Source organism: Marinobacter sp., assembly GCF_048259445.1.
GTDB lineage: Bacteria > Pseudomonadota > Gammaproteobacteria > Pseudomonadales > Oleiphilaceae > Marinobacter.
Map to the genome: position 1 here is coordinate 23,361 of NZ_JBLXHQ010000005.1, position 20,978 is coordinate 44,338.

18 protein-coding genes are annotated in these 20,978 nt (G+C 53.1%); 7 read left to right on the forward strand and 11 right to left on the reverse strand.

Features of this window, described 5'->3' with window-relative positions; translation table 11 throughout:
- Positions 1–4: 4 nt before the first annotated feature.
- The gene (locus ACN0RL_RS05315; RefSeq protein WP_417514446.1) at positions 5–925 is read right to left on the reverse strand and encodes an ABC transporter ATP-binding protein; all 921 of its coding nucleotides are present in this window, start codon (positions 923–925) and stop codon (positions 5–7) included.
- A gap of 104 nt (positions 926–1,029) precedes the next feature.
- Here ACN0RL_RS05315 and ACN0RL_RS05320 point away from each other — a divergent pair, with 104 nt between their 5' ends.
- The 3 genes from ACN0RL_RS05320 to cls are packed head-to-tail and all read left to right on the forward strand — an operon-like array spanning position 1,030 to position 3,330.
- Positions 1,030–1,530 carry a hypothetical protein gene (locus ACN0RL_RS05320; protein WP_417514448.1) on the forward strand — a complete coding sequence of 167 codons (501 nt, stop codon included), beginning with the start codon at positions 1,030–1,032 and terminating at the stop codon, positions 1,528–1,530.
- A 30-nt stretch (positions 1,531–1,560) separates the two neighbouring features.
- Complete coding sequence (locus ACN0RL_RS05325; protein WP_417514450.1) at positions 1,561–1,860, forward strand: hypothetical protein; 300 nt, start codon at positions 1,561–1,563, stop codon at positions 1,858–1,860.
- Between the two features lie 39 nt (positions 1,861–1,899).
- Positions 1,900–3,330, forward strand: a complete 1,431-nt coding sequence (gene cls, locus ACN0RL_RS05330) for a cardiolipin synthase (RefSeq protein ID WP_417514452.1) — start codon at positions 1,900–1,902, stop codon at positions 3,328–3,330.
- 23 nt (positions 3,331–3,353) lie between these two features.
- Here cls and ACN0RL_RS05335 read toward each other — a convergent pair whose 3' ends face one another.
- Genes ACN0RL_RS05335 through ACN0RL_RS05345 form a run of 3 tightly spaced genes read right to left on the reverse strand, consistent with a single transcriptional unit; the run spans position 3,354 to position 6,362 of the window.
- Positions 3,354–4,820, reverse strand: coding sequence for a PhnE/PtxC family ABC transporter permease (locus ACN0RL_RS05335; RefSeq protein ID WP_417514454.1), 1,467 nt, complete (start codon positions 4,818–4,820; stop codon positions 3,354–3,356).
- A gap of 16 nt (positions 4,821–4,836) precedes the next feature.
- Positions 4,837–5,487, reverse strand: a complete 651-nt coding sequence (locus ACN0RL_RS05340) for an ATP-binding cassette domain-containing protein (protein ID WP_417514456.1) — start codon at positions 5,485–5,487, stop codon at positions 4,837–4,839.
- Complete coding sequence (locus ACN0RL_RS05345; RefSeq protein ID WP_417514458.1) at positions 5,487–6,362, reverse strand: putative selenate ABC transporter substrate-binding protein; 876 nt, start codon at positions 6,360–6,362, stop codon at positions 5,487–5,489. Before ACN0RL_RS05345 ends, ACN0RL_RS05340 begins: the two co-directional genes overlap by 1 nt.
- 204 nt (positions 6,363–6,566) lie before the next feature.
- Between ACN0RL_RS05345 and senB the strand changes: the two genes are divergently transcribed.
- Complete coding sequence (gene senB / locus ACN0RL_RS05350) at positions 6,567–7,580, forward strand: selenoneine biosynthesis selenosugar synthase SenB (RefSeq protein WP_417514460.1); 1,014 nt, start codon at positions 6,567–6,569, stop codon at positions 7,578–7,580.
- Between the two features lie 2 nt (positions 7,581–7,582).
- Here the strand turns inward: senB and selD are convergent, their stop codons facing one another.
- The 5 genes from selD to ACN0RL_RS05375 form a co-directional block, all read right to left on the reverse strand.
- On the reverse strand, positions 7,583–9,859 hold the full coding sequence (gene selD / locus ACN0RL_RS05355) for a selenide, water dikinase SelD (RefSeq protein WP_417514462.1): 2,277 nt from the start codon (positions 9,857–9,859) through the stop codon (positions 7,583–7,585).
- Positions 9,859–10,482 (reverse strand): phage tail tube assembly chaperone, encoded by a 624-nt coding sequence (locus ACN0RL_RS05360; RefSeq protein WP_417514464.1) that lies wholly within the window; start codon positions 10,480–10,482, stop codon positions 9,859–9,861. The genes selD and ACN0RL_RS05360 overlap by 1 nt, the downstream gene beginning before the upstream one ends.
- Positions 10,483–10,524: 42 nt before the next feature.
- Positions 10,525–10,923: a hypothetical protein gene (locus tag ACN0RL_RS05365; protein ID WP_417514466.1), complete on the reverse strand. Its 399-nt coding sequence runs from the start codon at positions 10,921–10,923 to the stop codon at positions 10,525–10,527.
- A gap of 115 nt (positions 10,924–11,038) precedes the next feature.
- A complete protein-coding gene (locus ACN0RL_RS05370; RefSeq protein ID WP_417514468.1) occupies positions 11,039–12,559 on the reverse strand; it encodes a GNAT family N-acetyltransferase in 1,521 nt (506 codons plus the stop codon).
- 165 nt (positions 12,560–12,724) lie between these two features.
- On the reverse strand, positions 12,725–13,702 hold the full coding sequence (locus tag ACN0RL_RS05375) for a hypothetical protein (protein WP_417514470.1): 978 nt from the start codon (positions 13,700–13,702) through the stop codon (positions 12,725–12,727).
- 175 nt (positions 13,703–13,877) lie between these two features.
- Between ACN0RL_RS05375 and ACN0RL_RS05380 the strand changes: the two genes are divergently transcribed.
- Positions 13,878–14,432 carry a DUF4442 domain-containing protein gene (locus ACN0RL_RS05380; RefSeq protein ID WP_417514472.1) on the forward strand — a complete coding sequence of 185 codons (555 nt, stop codon included), beginning with the start codon at positions 13,878–13,880 and terminating at the stop codon, positions 14,430–14,432.
- A 20-nt stretch (positions 14,433–14,452) separates the two neighbouring features.
- On the opposite strand, the gene recQ is transcribed toward ACN0RL_RS05380, so the two are convergent.
- Complete coding sequence (recQ, locus tag ACN0RL_RS05385; protein WP_417514474.1) at positions 14,453–16,321, reverse strand: DNA helicase RecQ; 1,869 nt, start codon at positions 16,319–16,321, stop codon at positions 14,453–14,455.
- A 187-nt stretch (positions 16,322–16,508) separates the two neighbouring features.
- Between recQ and ACN0RL_RS05390 the strand changes: the two genes are divergently transcribed.
- Positions 16,509–17,702, forward strand: coding sequence for a 1-acyl-sn-glycerol-3-phosphate acyltransferase (locus ACN0RL_RS05390; protein WP_417514476.1), 1,194 nt, complete (start codon positions 16,509–16,511; stop codon positions 17,700–17,702).
- A 36-nt stretch (positions 17,703–17,738) separates the two neighbouring features.
- Complete coding sequence (locus ACN0RL_RS05395) at positions 17,739–18,398, forward strand: alpha/beta hydrolase (RefSeq protein ID WP_417514478.1); 660 nt, start codon at positions 17,739–17,741, stop codon at positions 18,396–18,398.
- 17 nt (positions 18,399–18,415) lie between these two features.
- Here ACN0RL_RS05395 and glgP read toward each other — a convergent pair whose 3' ends face one another.
- The gene (gene glgP, locus ACN0RL_RS05400; RefSeq protein WP_417514480.1) at positions 18,416–20,968 is read right to left on the reverse strand and encodes an alpha-glucan family phosphorylase; all 2,553 of its coding nucleotides are present in this window, start codon (positions 20,966–20,968) and stop codon (positions 18,416–18,418) included.
- Positions 20,969–20,978 lie beyond the last annotated feature (10 nt).

Consider the following 20,978-nt stretch of genomic DNA (forward strand, 5'->3'; position numbering starts at 1 on the left):
CCAATTATTCATGAACCAGGCCGACAAAAATCTCTTCCAGGGAACTCTCCCGGGTGCGCAGATCACGGTAATCAATCCCGATATCCCCAAGGGTTCGCAGCAAACGCGCTACCCCGGCCTGTTCCTGCTGGGAATCGAAGGTATAGATCAATTCATAGCCATCTTCTGACAGTTCCACGGGCTCCAGCGTGAGTTCTCCGGGCACTTTGTCGAGCTTGTGCTGCAGTTGCAGGCGCAGTTCTTTCTTGCCCAGCTTACTCATCAGCGTGCTCTTCTCTTCAACCAGAATAATTTCGCCCTGCCGAATGACACCGATACGATCCGCCATTTCTTCGGCTTCTTCGATGTAGTGGGTTGTCAGAATAATGGTTACGCCGTCTTCCCGGAGTTTACGGACCATCTCCCACATATCCCGACGTAGCTCTACGTCGACACCAGCGGTGGGCTCATCGAGGAACAGTATACGGGGTTCATGGGAGAGCGCCTTCGCAATCATCAGCCGGCGTTTCATTCCGCCGGAGAGGGTCATTATGCGACTATTGCGCTTATCCCAGAGCGACAACTCTCTGAGTACCTTCTCGATGTGCTCGGGTTTGGGCGCTTTGCCAAACAAACCGCGGCTGAAGGATACAGCTTTCCAGACGGTTTCGAACGAATCTGTACTGAGTTCCTGCGGTACAAGGCCGATTGATTCGCGAGCTTTGCGATAGTCTTTCACTATGTCGTAACCACCGGCTTTGATTTCACCGGACGACAGACTGGCGATGCCACAAATGATGCTGATCATCGTGGTTTTACCCGCCCCGTTGGGGCCGAGCAGGGCAAATATTTCGCCCCGGTTTATGTCCAGATTAATATTCTTGAGGGCCTGGAAGCCGCCCTCGTAAACCTTGTTGAGGTTCTTAACGGAAATATCCGGCTGCACGGGTGTATCCTGTTCCAGAAGATGGGTCGTAAATGAAAGCCCGGCATTTTCTCATGTATGGCGCCGGTTTAGAAATTTTTGAATTGAAGCAGATAGTGTCCATAATGGCTCATCTGTTTCAACTGGGTGTGGGTATGTTACGAGCAATTGTGGTTGTAGGTTTCATCGTGGGCCTGATTTCAGTCATTGTTTTTGGCCCCAGCTGGTTGCAGACCACAGATAATAAAACCACTGATACCGACCAACCCGCCTGTGATCTTCATGCAGGACCATGTGGCTGGGAGACAAAGTCCGGGCGCTGGCAGGTGGAACTGGAAACCATGGGCGACAAGGGGCAGGGCACGGAGTACAGGCTTCGGGTGAATGCGCCAACAACACCGGATCGGTTTCTCGCGGTATTACGCGGCGAATCCATGTATATGGGAGAGTACCCGGTTCCGCTGAGGATTGAGAAAGAAGGCATTTACTCTGCTCACTTCACTGCGCCGCTATGCACCACAGGCTCCGAAATGGTGTGGCGCATTGACCTGCAGGCAGGTCAGAATGCACTCTCGGAACCCGCTCCAATGAAACTGACGTTCCAGGCCCAAGATAACCAGACTTGATAAATTGACGCTAACTTCCGAGAAAATGTGATGGATTACGGTGAAAGTGTACAAAAAGTGCTATTGCGAAAAATCCGTAAAGCTGAACAGGATCTGATGCAGCTGAAGCTGGACTACTGTCGCTTTGTGTTTGGGCTGGCACAACGGGCGAGAGTCGTTTCAGGGGGTGTCACTTATCTGGTGCTCTCTGTAGATGTAGACTCCATGGTTTCTACTGAGGAGGGTACATTTACCCGCCCGGCCGTAGCGGGTGTTCCCATAGACAAACCAGACCAGGTTGAGAGCGTTCAACTGGGAACCGACTGGGTTCCGGAGCCACGAAGAGGTTAATGAAAAAACGATGGGTTTGATATCCCCGAAGAAAGTCAGATGACCATTATTCTGGTACTCCACACACTTCTGGTGATTACCTTCACTGTCCGGATTCTGCTCCGTGATGACCTTTCGCCTCCGGGGCGTTTGGCGTGGTTTATTGTGCTCAACCTTTTGCCTTACTTCGGCAGCGCTATCTATTTTCTGTTTGGTGAAATAGATCTGGGAAACCGGGCGGATAAGCGGCACAAAGAAATCTTCGATGAAATAAGATCTAAAGCGTCCTGGTTCATGGGCGAAGCGACGAACACAGAAAAACTCATCGAGCCGGTTTATCGGCCCGCATTCCGATATGCCGGTTCGATCAACGGGTTTTATCCTTCAGCCGGTAACGCCGCCGAACTGATGGCCGACGGCGACGAGACCCTGACCCGAATGGTTGCAGACATTGATGCGGCCATGGATCACGTGCACGTGCTGTATTACATCTGGCTTGATGACAACACCGGCCATGCTATCGCCGAGGCACTGATCCGTGCGGCGCAAAGAGGGGTTACCTGCAGGGCCATGGCTGACGGTCTGGGTTCGCGGATGATGATCAACTCCGCACTGTGGCAGCGCATGAAAGATGCCGGAGTCAAGCTTGCTGTCGCACTTTCACTGAAGCACCCCATACGAACCATTCTGACCAGCCGGCTTGACCTGCGGAATCACCGAAAGATCACTGTAATTGATTCGCGCATCACCTATTGTGGCAGCCGTAACTCGGCGGACCCGGGTTTTCTGGTGAAGGCAAAGTACGCACCCTGGGTTGATATCATGCTCAGGTTTACCGGGCCGGTCGTGGTGCAGAATCAACTGCTGTTCGCCAGTGACTGGATGCAGGCCACCAATGCATCCCTCGATGGCATTGTATTGTCTTCCGCGCCCACCGAAGGCGGCTTTCCGGCGCAGGTTATGGGTGTGGGGCCAACCGAACGCCACGGCGCCACGCCGCAACTGTTTGCCAACCTGATTGCCTGCGCCCAAACTCAGCTGACTCTCACTACGCCGTATTTCGTTCCGGATGCGACGGTTCTTGAAGCTCTGTGTGCGGCCGCTTACCGTGGCGTTGCGGTTGCACTGATCTTTCCCAAAGTAAATGACAGCTGGATTGTGGCGGCTGCCAGCCGCAGCTACTATCACCGCCTGCTTGATGCGGGGTGCGTCATTCATGAGTTCAAGGGAGGGCTGCTGCATGCAAAAACCCTCACAATTGATGGAAAAATCAGCCTGATCGGCTCCTCTAATCTCGATCTACGCAGCTTTGATCTGAACTACGAAAACAACATTCTTCTGCAGGATGAAGCGACGACTCTGGCGATCACTGAGCGCCAGCAAAGTTATATCAGCCGATCTGAAATTGTTACGTTACCCACGGTCCTTGCCTGGCACTACCACGAAAGAATATGGCACAACGTTATTGCGACTATTGGCCCGGTCCTTTAAAAACAGGGCCCTGGTTTTCGATTTCAGCAGGTTGGCATGGTTTGGAGGGCGAGCTTGCGGCGAATGTAGCGCCCGAGGGCGTCAACGCCAATGTTGAGCAGAGCGGTGACCAGGATCAGCACCATGGCTCGATCAAACCGGATGTTCTGAATGGCGCTGTCCACATAGAACCCGAGTGTGTAGATACCCAGAATCCCAAGGATGGCGGTTTCCCGCATAATAATTTCCCAGCGATAGAACAGAAACGCCAGAAATGACCGATACACCCGGGGCACCAGCTCCCAGCTGTACCGGTTAAACCCGGTTGCTGCGTCTGAGCGGAGCTGAATGGAATTTGTTTGCCTGCCAATCAGATGTCCGATAATCCCACCGTTGTGCAACGCCAGTGCAACCACCGCAGGCAGCATTGAAGGACCCCAGAGTTGCAGCAGGATATACGCCAGAATGTACTCAGGCGTGGAGCGCGCAATGACCAGCGCCACGTGGCCGACATTGCGTCGTATGGGCCCGCCAAAGTGGTTGGAGATCAGCGGGAATGCGAGCAGGGAAAGGATGCCCGTAGCCACAAGAGCGATCTGGGTCAGCACAACGGTGTTCCAGATACCCGGCATAGCTTCGTTGACCAATAGGTCACTCAGCCAGGGCGTCAGCCCTGCCAAACCTTCACCATTTCGCAATGGTGCCGGCACTATGTCTTCGGTGAAAAAGCGCTGTACGTTACCCCATACTATTGGCAGTCCCTCACCCAGGAAAAAAGGCGCGCCAAGTATATAGACTGGCAAAAGTTTTGGTCTGACCCACAGGGGCATGGTGGCTATGAGCACGTAGAACAGGATCAGCATTGCGCCGGCGTCTGAATACAGCCCCTGAGAGAACGACGCCTCCAGATAAAAACCCAGAGTGGGAAGGCCAACGAAGCCAAGAATCGCGCTGGAGCGCAGACCACATTCCAGCCGGTACGCCGTATAAGTGCGCATCTTTACCCAGCAATCCGGAATGCGGGTATAGAGAAACGCCGTAATGTTCCCGGTACCGGGTGGGAGAACTCGACCTGGCTCTGGATCGGCCTCTTCCAGTATCTCCGAGTACACTTTGGCAAAGATCCCTGCGTAAGGAATGGCAATGGCCAGCACGCCCGTAAGGGGGTGAAACCCGAAGAACTGAAGGAAGATCAACGCCCAGAAAAGTTCGTGGATGGCCCGGATAAAAGCACAGAACGTCCGCACGGGCAGAGATCGGTACACCAGTGCAAGCAAGAAGCCGAAAAACCCGCCAAGAGCCACGCCGACAAATGCAAAAGCCACTGTTCTCAGAAGCGCGGTCATCAGCCCTCCGCTGCTGAAAAAGTTCGGCGTTACGATGCCGAGGAAAAAATTACCCAAGTCCCGCCAGGGATTGGAGGCGGTGATGGCGATATCCGCAAACAGAAGCCCCACCAGCGCGATGGCGAGGAAAATAAGGCTGGTACGAACCGTAGGAGAAGAGAACATGAAACGGCTGTGCTACCTAGTAGAGAAACATGATATCTGAAGCCGAAAGATTCTCGCTGGGTTGATCCAGAGCAATCTGGCCATCCTGTATACCAACGATTCTGGTGCAGTAACCAAGCGCCAGATCTACATCGTGCAGCGCGATAATACTGGTAGAGAACCGATCCCGCAGATGCGTCATTACGGAGTTTGCCATGGGCCCGTCGAGGGCTGAAACCGGCTCATCTGCAAGTAATAATGCTGCGTTACGGTATAACGCCCTGGCAATGGCTGCACGTTGTCGCTGGCCGCCTGAAAGTGAGGCTGCAGGCAACCACAGTTTTTCGGTCATGCCCAAAGATTCTAGCAGAGTGAGCACTTCAGCCCGGTCTTTGGCGAATGGCCGTGCGAGCGTTACCGTGTTGTACCAGGTAGGGTGTTTGTCCAGTTGCCCCATAAACACGTTATGGAACACCGAAAGGGCATTCACCAGACCAAGATCCTGAGGAATAAGAGAAGAATCACGATTGACCCGCTCATGAATCAGCCGGATCAGCGTAGATTTACCGGCACCGCTTTTACCCACGAGCGCAATTTTGTCACCCTGATTAACATGCAGCGACAGCGGGCCAATGACCCGCCTGCCGCTGAATGAAGCCACAAGGCCAGTAAGATCGAAGCCTGGCATCAATCGAGGATTCCGATCTCTTGAGCTGTTTTACGGATTGGCTCATAGTCGGCATTGGAAGCAGGTATGAAACCTGAACGCGGAAAGCTTTCCAGAAGTGCCGGGTTATCGAGTTTCAGCAGCGCGTCTGTTACACGTTGCTTGAAGCCCTCTCCAAAGCGCTCATCCACGTCCCCACGGATAGTCCACTGGTAATCGGGGTAGGCGGGCGTTTTCCAGACAACCTGAACGGCATCTGTATCAATGTTTCCGTCGCTCAATTCTTTTTCCCAAACCTGGAAGTTCAGGGCGCCTACATCATAGGTGCCGGCTTCAACCAGACGAAGGGTGCGTGTGTGGTTGCCACTGAAGCCCACGCGGGAGAAAAAGTCTTCAGGCTTCGAGTCAAAAGTGTCACGCACATAGAACTCTGGCATCAGCCGGCCAGACGTCGAACCCTTGGAACCAAAGGTGAAGGTTTTACCCTGCAAATCATCTTTCAGGTCTGAAAGTTCATCAGCTGGTGCGATACCCGTGTTGGTGTTGGCAATAAAGTAGGTTTCGAACGCCTTGTCTTCAACACCCTGAGCGATGGCTTCGGAGCCGGGTACCAGTCTGCGGGCCTGAACTCCGGAAAGACCACCGAACCATGCAAGCTGAACCTGGTTGTTGCGGAACGCTGAAACGGCAGCGGCATAGGACTTCACCGGAATGTAGCGTACGTCCACATCAAGCTGGTCGGAAAGGTAATCCGCTACACCACGAAAACGCTCAACCAGTTTGGTTTCGTCTTCATCCGGGATTGCCGTGAATACAAACGTCTCAGCCGATGCCGCAGCAGCGGAGAAACATAAAAAGCTGGAAAGCATCAACTTCCGTATAATATTCAAAGCCATTTGAATTCCTTGATTTGTTATATGGATGGTTAAACAAAAACGTTGCCCATGATTGAAGCCACAGGCATCTGCGAGCCGGAGGATACTCTGATTCTTCGTAACGCTAAACAGCTATACGGATTACGGGTATAAATAGGTCAGGTATCAGGGCATTATTCTCCTAAAACCGCGTCACAGCTTATCAAAATTCTATCCAGACCTTTAATGGGTCTTCTTATACCGAAGAGCGCTATGGATATCATCATGATCACGCCGGCTATTCCGGGCTCAAAAGCTGGCAACCGGGCTACCGCTGATCGTTGGAAACTGTTGCTGGAACAAGCTGGGCACAGGGTAGCCGTTGTTACCGAGTATCAAGGTGAACCTTGTGATCTCTTTCTGGCTCTTCACGCCTGGCGCAGCCACCAGGCAATCCACTTGTTTCGGGAGAAATACCCGGAAAAGCCGTTGGTTGTGGCGTTGACGGGAACAGATATTTATTACCATCAACATATGTACCCTGAGCCAACTCTTGGCTCCATGCAGGTAGCAGATGCCCTGATTGGCCTGCATGCACAAGTAGGTGACGACATACCGGAAGTTTTCCGGGACAAACTGATCACGCTTTTCCAGTCTGCTGGCCAGCCTGATTCTTACAAGGGCAAAACAGATTCTGTAACGAGCCATTTTGATGTGTGCGTGCTCGGCCACCTGCGGGATGAAAAAGACTCTCTCAGGGCTGCCCTGGCTGCCAGACTTTTACCACGCGACTCCCGTATTCATATTTCCTGCGCAGGCAAAGCCCACAATGCGCACTGGGAAAAACTCGCAAAACAGGAGATGCATGAAAACCCTCGTTTCAGGTGGCTCGGCGAGCTGGAGAAGGCCGACGTCGCCCGGCTAATGGCAGATAGCCGGGTACTTGTTATGAGTTCGATCATGGAGGGTGGGGCGAATGTGGTATCAGAAGCCTGCCGTGCCGGCCTGCCTGTCATTGCATCCGATATCTCCGGGAATAGAGGGCTACTTGGAGCGGATTACACCGGTTACTATCCCGTGGGTGACACTCAGGCACTTGCAGATACACTCGAACGTGCAGAGAACGACGCGGGATTTCTGATGCAATTGCAAGAGCAGGTTGGCAAACTCGCCAGCCGGTTTACACCAGAGAAAGAGCAGAAATCCCTGGAGCAGGCCCTTGCACTGGCAGTGCAGCGCCGCTCCGGGAAACGCCTTTGAACTCAATCTCGTAACGTAATCGGCTCAATCGGCCCGCTTTCATCCTGAGGCAATACCCGCCCGATGATGGCGGTATGCGGATAACCCAGAGCTTTGAGCTCCCGAACACAGTCTTCCGCCTTATCTGCAGACACGCTTGCCAACAAGCCACCTGCGGTTTGTGGATCGAAGATCAAAGGGTAGCGTGGGTGCTTTACCCATTTGTCCTGATCCCGGATGCCGCGTCGAAGCCGTATGTTGGCCGGCTGCAAGGAGCTGAGAATGCCTGCTGCCGCCGTTTCTTCCGCACCGGGAAGGACAGGAATTGCTGAGAGGTCCAGTTCTGCGTCCACACCGGAGGGCCGAGTCATCTCAACCAGATGGCCCAGCAATCCGAACCCGGTAACGTCTGTACAGGCTTTTGATCCATAGCGCCGCAAACAGTCCGCTGCGGATTTGTTGGACTGAACCATGGAGGCCAGGGCGGAATCAATCCAGCGGCCTTTGGCAGCCAGGCGCGCGTGAGCCGCAAACAGCGTTCCGGTCCCGATCGGCTTGGTCAGAATCAAGACATCGCCGGCCCGCAAGCCGCCCTTGCTCATCACCTCATCAGGATCGATCAGTCCGTTTACCGCAAAGCCCAGCGCAAGCTCGCGACCTTCTCCCGTATGGCCACCAACCAGGGCACAGCCGGCTTCATTCAATACATCCACGGCACCGGACATCATCTGAAAGACCACATCTTCAACTTTGGATTCAATGCCGTAGGGCACCGTAGCCACAGCGGTCGCGCTCTGAGCTTCCGCACCCATGGCAAAGACATCACCAAGGCTATGGTTCGCAGCAACACGACCAAATGTATAAGGGTCATCAATAAACGCCCGGAAGAAATCAACAGTGTGCACCACAGCCTTTCCGGGAGGAACCCGCAAAACAGCAGCGTCATCCGGTGCGTGCAGGCCGATAATAATGTCGTCCCGATCAATGGGTCGGAGTTCACCCAGCGCACGTGACAGCACGGTACTACCGACTTTGGCGCCACAACCACCGCAGCGCATCGCAACGGCGGAAATTGCCTGAGAGGCTTCTTCGGGGTTCTGTGCTGCGGCGGTATCGGGCAGGGCAGCGCCTTCCTTCATGGGTGGAAGGTCTGTGAATTTTCCCATAAACCGTCGGTCAATCCAGTCCTTCCAGCGCCACACCATAGCGCCGTCAAACTGCATATCGCCGCGAGAGGCTACTGCGTATTTATCGCCGGTACTGATCAGCGCCAGCCATTTTTTCTGAGGATGAAAATCTCTGGGCGCTTTACCGAGGGCCATTCGTTTCAGGTTATCCGCAAGAGGCGGCCCCTGGCGTACTGCAAACACACCGGCTTTTTCACGCGGGTGATTGATTACATTGGCAATGTCGCCCGCAGCAAAAATACTGTCATCATTTTCAACCTGCAAAGTATCACGAACACGCAGGAAGAGCCCTTCATCGAGAGCCAGGCCGGTTTCTTCAAGCCAGGCCGGCCCCCCGGCTCGGGTTACCCACAGAACCTCGTCCGTCTGCAAAGATTCGCCGGCGGCAGTGCGCAAAAGCCCTTCGCCAACTTTTTCAACAGGGGATCCAAGATGGAGTTTTATCCCCCGCTCAGAAAGCGTTTTACGGAAGATTTCCCGGACCTTGGTGTTATGGGTAGGGAGAATTTCCTCGGCAGCATCAAAAAGATGAAAATGCAGTTGGTCAGGATCCCGACCGCGCTGTTTCAGTTCATTTTTCAGGCGATACTGCATTGCCAGTGTCAACTCCACACCACCGGCACCCGCGCCGACAACTCCGACAGTGAGCGGACCTTCGTGATTTTCAATACGCGAGAGAAGGGCAAGCCAGCGATTGTTGAAACCCGTAATTGGTTTTACCGGAACAGCGAACTGCGAAGCACCTTCAACGTCATTCACTCGGGGAGATGAACCAATATTGATCGACAGAATATCGTATGGCACATCTGGCCGTCCCTTGCAGATCACACGCTTTTTGTTGCGATCAATGCCAGTTGCTTCTGCGCGATAAAAACGTGCGCCTGCAAACTCCGCCAGGCGGCTCAGATCAATGTGAACATCATCGTAGCTGTAATGTCCTGCCACGTATCCTGGCAGCATCCCGGAGTAGGGTGTGTGTGTGTCCCGGCAAATAAGGGTCAGCCGGACGCCGGGAACCGGTTTCATTGCAAACCGTTTGAGTACCCCGACGTGGCTGTGCCCGCCACCAATCAGAACAATATCCCGTAAAACTGGTTGGTCAGGCGTTCGCATCAGTTGATTTTCTTGGCTTCAGCTGAGAGTTGGTCAAAACCCTTGATGTTAGAGAAACCATTCAACTTTTCCTGATCGGCAGCTGATGGGTTGGCAATCTGATCAATAGAAGTGATTCCGGCCTCTTTCATTTTTTTCGCTGTAGCCGGACCGATACCCTTCACGAGAGTGAGGTCGCTCTTATCAACCGATTTTTTGGCCTTGGCCGCTGGCGCCTTCTTCGCTGCAGGCTTTTTAGCAGCAGCTTTCTTGGGGGCAGCCTCTTTTTTGGCTGGCTTCTTACTGGCAGGCGCCTTTTTGAGTTCTTTTTTGCTCTCTTTTTCAGCCTTGCGGATGTCTTCTTTAGAAGCGACCCCCAAACGTTCGAGTATGTTGGACTGCAGCTCGTGGAACTCATCCAGGCGGCGTTCAAACTCGTCGTTAAAACGCTTCATTTCCCGCTCGCGGAGCTCATCAACTTCTTTCAAGAGTTTGCGAACAGGGTCCTGAACCTGGTGTTGCAGGGTATCGAGCTGTTTCAGCGCATCGCTGATCAGCCCTTCTATTTGAGAAGATGTTTTCTCAAATTCTTTGTTGACCTTTTTTACGATCTTATCAACGCTCGCTTTGGCTTTTTTCGCCATGGGATTGTCTCCTCGCAGAAAAATAGAACGGATGTTGTGTAATCAGGCCATCTGCCGGAATCCGGGCATGGAACCTGAGGAACGACGTGATTTTAACGACTGCTTTTTGGAAAGAACTTCCCTGATACGACGCAGCTTTTCTTCAAGAGCTGTGCCGCCGTCAGATTTCAATTCAACGAAATCAATAGAGTAGAAGAAGTTGCTGCAGTGCTTTCTGCGTTCGGTGATCAATCCCGTAACGTTTTCCGCACGGATTTTATCAAACGGCATGTCCATAATCAGGTCGAGTACTACAGTGTCACCGGGATTGAACATCTTGTCCGTCTTCATAACGCAACCATAGGCGTCCAATTCGAAAAGCGCGGCCTCGACCCGTTCCTTTCGGAACAGACCGTGCCGTACTCTGAATCGGGCGACAAGATCGGGCAACGCTTCTTTCATGAATGCTGAGTCTCTAAAGAGATAACTTGATATTGCTTAAACAATAGACACTGGCTAACTATTTTGCAACGCCATCAGTGTCATACGATAAACCTTTGAGGCGGTTGTTCAACATCTACCGGGTGATAATTTCATACATGTCAATTCTGCGGTCTTTAATGTTGGTAACCGACCCTTCGTTGCGCACTAATGTAAGCTTTTCAAGATCCATATCCGAGAACATGATCATCTCGGTATTCGGCGTTGTTTCTGCCATAACGGCATCGTGAGGGAAGGCAAAGTCAGACGGCGAGAACACTGACGACTGCGCGTATTGCACGTCGAGGTTTTCTACCTTGGGCAAGTTCCCTACGCTGCCGGTGATCACCACGTAACATTCGTTCTCGATCGCACGAGCCTGGGCACAATGACGAACCCGCAAATAGCCGTTTTTAGTGTCTGTCCAGAAAGGCACACAGATAATATCGACTTCCTTATTGGCTGCAATGCGGCCGAGTTCCGGAAATTCGATGTCATAACAGATAAGAATCGCCACACGCCCTGCATCTGTATCGAAGACTTCAAATTTGTTACCGCCTTCTATAACCCAGTCACGACGTTCGTGGGGCGTAATATGAATCTTGCGTTGTTCGTCTACCCGGCCATCACGGTGGCATAAATAGGAGACATTGAAGACCCGGTCGTTCTCCAGCAAAGGCATAGAGCCGGTTATGATGTTGATGTTGTAGCTCACGGCCATATCAGACATACGATCCCGGAACTGCTGGGTAAACCCGGCGAGGAACCGGATAGCACGGGTCTGATCTACCTGATCGGTCAGCCCCATCAGCGGGGCGTTGAAAAATTCCGGGAACAAAGCAAAATCGCTTTTGTAATCGGACAGCGCATCTACGAAATACTCAACCTGCTCCAGCACCTCTTCAACTGACAAAAACTCACGCATCTGCCACTGAACGGCACCCATACGAACCTGGGTTTTCTTTTCGTTGAGCACCGAGGAAGGAGGGGTATAGAGAATGTTTCGCCATTCCAGCAGTGTTGCATACCCCTGGGATTTTTCATCCTCCGGAAGGTATTTGTGCATTAGCCGGGTGACCTGAAAGTCGTTCGACAACTGGAAACTCAGAATCGGGTCGTAGATATCTCTGCGGTCAACCCGGTCAATGTATTCAGCAGGTGAGTACTGATCTGAATACTTGAAATAGCCAGGTATGCGCCCGCCAGCCAGGATGGCGCGAAGGTTAATGGAGCGACAAAGCTCTTTCCGCGCTTCGTATAAACGCCGCCCAAGGCGGTAGCCACGATAGTCCGGGTGAATGAAGACATCCAGCCCATACAGGGAGTCGCCTTTGGGATCATGCCTGATTTGTTCGTTGTGCTTGATCAGGTCGTCATAGGTGTGAGGGTTGCTGAACCGCTCATATTTGACGGATACGGTGAGGGCTACTGCAACCAGCTGACCCTTGTCCTCAATGCATATCTGCCCATCCGGGAACTGTTCAACCAGTGCTTTGATGGTGTCTTTGGGCCAGGCACCGCCAATGTCGTCATACACCCGGTCCATCAAAACCTGGAGTTGTTCGTAGTCATCAAGTGTCAGGTTGCGAAGATTTAGATGCAGTTCTTCATGGGCCATTCAGCGAGGCTCCTGTATGGCTGGGAATGGATTTGGTGAACCGAGTCTATCAGATGGCTTTAAAGAGTTCGCACAAGCTTCCAAATACCTGTGTCGGACCTTGCTTAAAAGCAGCGAGACGCAGAGTACGCCGGGCATTGCTGATTGGTTCAGTACAGAGCCAACTCAGCGGTCAAGCAAATCAAGCCGCCAGCGCAGATTCCGCAGTGTTTGGCGCCCAACGTTATCCGATTCATCACTCAGGAACGGATTATCCAGAATGATCATCGTGCGACCACCAAGATTAAGTGCTGACACTGCTGCGGCGTAATATTGTTGGAGAAAAACACCAAAACTGCCATCCCGGATAGCCCGCTCCATTCCCAGTTGCAGGCGGTGTGCTGTAGGGTGGTCCTCTGGCCCTACAAACAAGTAGGAAGGCATCGGATAAGCCAGCACAAACCCGGGTTCTATGATCAACCCGGGATCATTCTGAATCTCAAGATCATTCAGAACTTCACTGACGCCTCTGGCAAAACAGTCAAAACGGTTTTTCTTCAGCATCCCGAACAGAATTTCGTAGCGGGAATGGGTGATTACTGTTATTCCATTTTCAATGAGAACCGGGGTATCCGGCCAATGTGAACCCTGGCCGATCCGAATGCCCCTGTTTCGAAGGTCATCAAGAGAATGAATACCCTCAAATAACGAAAGATTTTCGGGTGTAACGACGCACACGCGAAAGCCAAGCAACCCTCCATCCACGGGAACCGGAATGGGCGTAAGAAAAACTTCACGCTCTGCAGAAGTTGCCACATTCGCTATATCCACCAGGCGATTATCGTTTTGCGCGAGCTCACGCAGCGCGCGCCCCTGGCTGAGTTCCTGGCTTCGAAGAATGCGAAAATCCCCATATTCAGGCGTTTTCTGCAGTGCGAGGCTAACCAAAGCGTAAATTGCCGGGCTGTCGTAATTCCGGTACCAGAGTACATAGTCTTGCAAAGGCGGGTTAACCGAATGATCAGCAGCCCACAGTGGCGTAGATAAGGATACGAAAAATAGCGCCACGGAGGCCATGAGCCTGACACTCAAACGATCACAAGCTGACAAGCCGTGGCCATATCCCAATTTCTGAATCCTTTTTCGTGTCTGCTCTGAATCCATTCCTGCGATCCCAAACCGGATCGCAAGCGCATCGCAGTTTCATACATCTCCACCCTTACTCTAGATCAGAATGAATGTGGTGAATGTGAATCCATCAAAAATATTGTAAAAGAGTGTTGCCATGCGCAGGAGCCATTGCAATGATTCGTCCCAAGCGAAACTCAGGAGCGGAATCATGGCCTTAATAGACAGCATTATCGGTGCGACGGGAAACTGGATTTCCACAACGGATCCAAAAGCAACCCTGGCACAACCGGTGGAATGGCTGAAGAAAACCGGAGGCTACGCGGCCGTGAACCGAATTATTGGTCTATCTATTCCATTTGCGCCCCGGAACCGGTTCAGTGTCGAAGAGGTTCGCCCTGGCTATGTTCGAGCGCGCATCCAGTTGAAGGGTAACAAGAACCACTTCGGCAGCTTGTATGCCGGTGCCTACTTTCTTGTTGCGGAAATTCCTGGTGGGGTGTTGACGCTATTTGATCTGGGCCCGGCGTACACGCCGATCCTGAAGGAAATGACCCTTGAATTTCTGCAGCCGGCCAACTCTGATGTCACAGTTGAGTTCTCTCTGTCACCGGAAGATGTTGCTGCAATCCGTGCAGATGCCGATGCTACCGGCCGTGCCAAATTTACGCTGAAAGGGGAGTTGCGCGATAGTGATGGAAATCATGTTGCCACCTCCGTTGCACAGTACCGGGTACGCAAGAAAGGATTCCAGCAGGCTGCATAAATAAAGGTCCTGATATTCCGTCAGGCAGGATCCAACCGGGCAATCGCCGCGAGGAATATTTCACCGTACTTCTCCAACTTTGCTGCGCCCACGCCGCTTACGCCCGCAAGCTCGTCAAGGGTTCGGGGTTTGCGTTCGAGCATGTCGAACAGGGTAGTGTCGTGAAAAATAACGTAGGGCGGCACTCCCTGCTTGTCGGCAAGTTCCTTGCGACAGGCTCGCAAGGCCTCCCAGCCGACATGATCCGTAATCTGATCCTTGATCGCGCTGCCTGTTCTGCCACCTGAAGTGCGTCCGGGCGATGCTTTAACGACCGGGTCCTTGCGCAACTCAACCTTGTGTTCGCCTTTCAGCAGCGGCCTGCACTGCTCAGTCAACTGAAGCGCGCCATAGCCCTCCGGGTCGGCCCGCAGGTAACCGTTAGCCACCAGTTGCCGAAACACGGATTTCCACTCGTTAACGGAGAGCTCAGTTCCTATGCCGTAGGTTGATACCTGATGATGACCCGACTGCATAACCCGCTCGTTTTCCGAGCCGCGCAGGACGTCAATCAGATAGGTAACACCAAAGCGTTGTCCGGTGCGGAACACACAGGATAGCGCCTTTTGAACAGCAACTGTTCCATCCCAGGTTTCAGGCGGGTTAAGACAGGTGTCACAGTTGCCGCAGGGTGCTTCAAGCTCATCACCGAAATAGTTCAGTAATACCTGGCGCCGGCATTTTGTGACTTCACATAGGCCCAGCATGGCATCCAGCTTCTGCCTTTCTACACGCTTGAAATGATCATTCCCCTGAGAGGCTTCCAGCATCTGCCGAAGCTTGATCACATCCTGAAGGCCGTAAACCATCCATGCGGTAGACGGCTTGCCATCACGGCCTGCACGGCCCGTTTCCTGGTAATAGGCTTCCAGACTTTTAGGCAGATCAAGGTGTGCAACGAAGCGCACATCGGGCTTATCAATGCCCATGCCAAAAGCGATAGTGGCGACAATAATCACCGCGTCCTCACGCAAAAACCGCTCCTGATTATGAGCCCGGTCATTAGCGGGGAGCCCTGCATGGTAGGGCAGTGCGGTATAGCCTTTCTGCGCCAGCATCTTTGCTGTGGCATCAACTTTGTTGCGCGACAGGCAATACACAATGCCGCAATCCTCTTCATGTTCTGCTTTTATAAAATCAAGCAACTGTTTGTTTGCATTAGTTTTAGGTGCTATTCGATACTGAATATTAGGGCGATCAAAACCACTGATAAAATGCCGGGCTTCGGTCAGCGAGAGCCGTTCGGCGATTTCCTTACGGGTGCGCTCATCAGCGGTCGCCGTCAGTGCAACCCGGGGAACAGCCGGGAATTCATTCGCCAGCACCGCCAGCTGCAGATAATCGGATCGGAAGTCATGCCCCCATTGGGAAACGCAGTGGGCTTCGTCGATGGCAAACAACGAGATGGAAGCGTCATGCAGGAGTTCCAGAGTACGGGGCTGAATCAAGCGTTCCGGAGCACAATACAGAAGGTCCAGCTCACCGGTGCTCAGTGCATATTCCGTAGCCCGGGCCTGCTCAAAATCCATCGTTGAGTTCAGGAAGGCCGCCCGCACTCCCAGTTCCCGAAGCGCTGCAACCTGGTCCTGCATCAGGGCGATCAGCGGAGAAATGACGATGGCCGTGCCTGAGCGAACAAGGGCAGGAACCTGGTAACAAAGCGATTTACCGCCGCCGGTGGGCATCAGAACCAGAGCATCTCCGCCGGAGGCTACCTCACGGATAATTTCACCCTGCAGCGGGCGAAAGGATTCATACCCGAACACCTCATGCAAAACCTGCTCGGGGCTTCTGCCTGAGGTAGTTGGTCGGTGGGCAGAAAGCTGTTCAAAGTCTTGGTCGGGATACATAGAATAACCGGCTAATCGCGATGCTGAGGTGAAATCTGGTAGCGGATCATACCAGATTCGGCGCAAGGAATGGCCTCAGAGGCCACCTTTGGGGAGGCAAAACCAGAGAAGAAACGATACAATACCGCGGTTTCAAACTACCGTTTCACGGCTCAACATAATCGTTACTGATAACAACAGGGCATCCATGCAGGAATTTGACGCCATCCGTCCGTATTCGGACGACGAAACCGGCCCCGCAATTCAACGATTGGTCAACGACCAGGAATTTCTGGACATGGTGGGGCGCTTCAAGTCGCCGGCACTGGCGCGCTGGGCTCCCGCACCCCTGCGGTTCTTTACGCGCCGCTGGCTTGCCAGCCATTTTGGCCACTTTACACAGGTGGATAACCTGCAAGCCGGGCTTTCCGGGTATATCGGTGAGTTGATCACAAGCACGACCACCCGCGTTACCACCAGCGGTGTAAAGGATCTCAGCAAAGAAGGTGCTTACCTGTTTATCTCCAACCACCGGGACATTGTGTTTGATCCTATGGTGGTCAATTACCTACTGTTCCAGAACGGTCTGCGCACTACTCGCATAGCCATTGGCGACAACTTGCTGGCCAACCGTGTTTTTGCGGAAATGATGCGCCTGAACAAGAGTTTTATTGTTCGCCGCAACATGACAAGCCCACGGGAAATGCGTGACGCCTATATTCTGCTCTCCGGCTTTATTAACCACAGCATCGCGAATAACGAGAATATCTGGATCGCCCAGCGTGAGGGGCGAGCAAAAGACGGCCTGGATTTTACCGACCCTGCGATCATCAAGATGTTTTATATGAGCTGCAAAAAAAGCGGCCTCAGCTTCGCCGAAGCAATGAACAAGCTCCGTATCGTTCCGGTATCCATATCCTATGAATACGATCCATGCGATGGCGACAAAGCCCGCGAGCTGGAAACCAAAGCTCGGGCTGGCAGCTATAAAAAAGCAGAAGGCGAAGACACCGAACAGATCATGAAAGGCCTGACCGGTTTCAAGGGCCATGTACACGTTCATTTTGGTGCACCCATCGTTGATGCGCCTGAAAATGCGAAAGAGCTTGCAGGCCTGATCGACCGTGAAGTACATGCGAATTACCACCTGCATCCATCTAATCTGGTGGCCTACGAAAAACGCGGACTGCAACCCGGGGGAATCAGGGAGCCGGAGAACATTCGCGAATCTGTAGTAACTGCCGGAAACTGGTCTGAAGATGACATGCAGGTCGCACGACTGGAAATGGAAAAAAGGCTGGAGGCTTGTGATCCCGCTATCCGACCCTACCTACTGGACATGTATGCCAACCCGGTTCAGACCGCGTTGAATGCAGTTGCCAGCGAGAGCATTCCGGACTGATCCGGATAACACATTCTTTTACAGACGAGGTACTGCGTGCAGGATCTTCAGTATATTGAAGTAGAAACCCGGGCCAACCCAACGGCAGCTGTTATCTGGCTGCATGGTCTCGGTGCCAGTGGCCACGATTTTGAACCCGTAGTGCCCGAACTCGGTTTGCCAGGCGATGCCGCCGTACGTTTTATTTTCCCACACGCACCCAACTTGCCAGTCACCATAAACGGTGGCATGACCATGCCCGCCTGGTATGACATAAAAGCAATGGACATCGACCGGATTGTGGACACAGACCAACTGATGGACTCAGCCCGGGCGGTGGGCAAACTGATCGACCAGGAAATCGAACGCGGCATTCCTGCCGGGAACATCATTATTGCCGGTTTTTCGCAGGGTGGGGCGGTTGCCTATGAACTTGGCCTGACTTACCCGAAACGGCTTGGCGGTATTCTGGCGCTCTCCACTTACTTCGCCACAGCGAAAACGGTGCGGCCGTCGGAAGCAAACGCCGGCATTCCAGTAAATATCTATCATGGCACTGCCGACCCGATGGTTCCGGAAACACTCGGCGTTCGCAGCGTAGCAGCGCTGAAAGACATGGGCTACGATCCTGCTTACATGACCTTCCCGATGGAGCACAGTGTTTGCCTCGAGGAAGTTCAGGATATCGGGCGCTTTATCCGTAAGCACGTTCTCTGACAGCCCGGCTGCCGGAGTCAGACCCAGAGCATGGCTCCCATTTCCAGAGGGTGACTCAGGGCCTTGTGGTAAGGGTACATTCTCAAACGCAAAGTCTGTAGTCCGGGGTACGAAGGGCGGAGTTGAATGGCAAACACTGTTTTGCCATTTTCTTCGCCTTCCTTGTCGAGTAAGAAACAGTCACGCGCCGACCCCTTGTGTGTTCCAGTACATTCCGGGGTAACCAGACATTCCACTCGCACATCGTCCGTACTCAAACCATTCAGCATGGCTTCAACTCGCAGCTCAACTGTCTCATCAAAGGCACACTTGCACTCTACGCAGCCCTGAACATTAAGAGTAACGCCGGGCCAGGCCGCACGAACCCGCGCTTTCCAGCCCGCCAGTTCTGTGGCCAGCTTGCCGTTGTCAGCAATCAACTGCTCGCCCTGGCGTGATGCGGGTTGATAATAATTACGGACATAATCCATTACCATGCGCTCGCTGTTGAACCTTGGCGTAATGGTTTTCATAGATGCCTTGGAGCGCTTCACCCAGCCCGCAGAATAACCTTGCGATGCCCGTGCGTAATAAAGTGGAACTACCTCGTATTCCAGAATATCCAGAAGATCGCGCGCCTCCTCCTCATTGCGGAACTCAGGATCCAGATCAGTATCACGGGGTGCTATGCCCCAGCCGTTCACGCCGTTGTAACCTTCTCCCCACCAGCCATCTAGAACGCTGAGATTGAGCGCACCATTAAGTGCTGCTTTCTCACCCGAGGTGCCACTGGCTTCTTTCGGGTATTCCGGCGTATTCAGCCACACGTCTACACCACTCAGCAGGCGGCGAGCCATCGCCTGATCATAATCCTCCAACAGTATCAGGTGCCCCATGAGCGAAGGCCGCATTGAGAGGTCGTGCACAACCTTTATGAGTTGCTGGCCTGGTGTGTCTTTCGGGTGGGCCTTACCGGCAAATACCAGAACGACAGGCTGATCAGGATTGGTAAGAATTTTTTCCAGACGCTCAAGGTCAGAAAAAATCAGAGTGGCGCGCTTGTATGTGGCAAAACGGCGGGCGAAGCCGATAACAAGGGGATCTTTATCAGATGAAGTAATCTGTCTGGCCATCCGGTCGGTAACCGAGCGACCGATGCCGTTACGACTATGCTGGCGCTTGAGCCGGCGCACTACAAAGTCGCTCATCTGCTCCTTGAGTGCCTTGTGTACGCTCCAGTAATGGTAATCCGGAATTTGCTCTACAAACTCCCAGAAGCCGGGATTTCTCAGCTCACTTTTCCAGTTCGGCGCCTGAATATCGAACAGGCTCGACCATTCCGGCGCAAGGAATGTAGCCACGTGAACACCGTTGGTTATGTAGCCAAGCGGGTTTTCTTCCGGCGGAATCTGAGGCCAGATATCGCCTTCCATTTTTGCGGCCACATCACCATGTATTCGGCTTACGCCATTGTGAAATCGGGAGCCACGCAAGCCGAGGCTGGTCATACTGAAGGAATCCTGACCAGCTTTGGTGCCCATTGCGAACACCTTGTCGAAATCAAGCCCGGACTCGTGCAGCCATGCGCCCAGTGCATGCTGGACCAACGCACGATTGAATACGTCATGGCCGGCAGCCACCGGTGTGTGTGTCGTGAACAGTGTTGCAGCCGCCACCGCTTCCAGTGCAGCTTCAAAGCTCAGACCCTCTGCCATTCCAAGGCGGCAGCGCTCCAGTACCTGAAACGCTGCGTGTCCTTCGTTGATATGCCAGGCGGTCGGTTTGAGATCCAGAGCCTGAAGGACTCGGGTGCCGCCAATACCCAACAGCATTTCCTGAAAAATCCTTGTTGACTCATCGCCACCATATAGCTGCAGAGTCAGGTTTCGATCGTCTGCGTTATTTTCTTCAGTGTCTGAGTCCAGCAGGTAAAGGCGGATGTGTCCAACCCGGGCTTCCCATATGCGCGCAACAATCGTGCGGCCGGGAAAGGGCACAGCAACCTGCAGCACCTTGCCATCTTTCTCGGCGAGCCTGATTGGTAACTCATCACTGGAATGGGATTGATAGCGTGCAATTTGCTGGCCTTGTGCACCAATGCTCTGGATAAAGTATCCCTGACGGTACAGCAAGCCAACCGCCACGAAAGGAAGGCCCAGATCACTGGCCGCTTTGCAGTGATCTCCCGCCAGAATACCCAGCCCTCCCGAATAAATAGGAAAGCTTTCGTGAAAGCCGAACTCGGCACAAAAGTAGGCCACCAGAGAGGTTTCCGGGTTCAGCTTTTCGGTTACCTCCGGGCCGGGTTCAGCGGCCAGATAAGCATCGTAGCTGCTCAGAATCCGGAGATACTCTCCAAGAAACGCCCGGTTCTCAAGGGTTTCATTGAGTCGTTCCTGAGATACACGGCGGAGAAACAGCTTGGGATTGTGTTCTACTTTTTGCCAAAGTGTGAGGTCAATCCGGGCGAACAGGCCCCGCACGCCATAATTCCAGCTGTAGAAGAGGTCGTTTGCCAGCTCTTCGAGGCGAGCCAGTGCCTCTGGAATTCTGGGCCGGGCTTCAAGACGAAACTCAGTTGCGTTATGCATACTGATGATT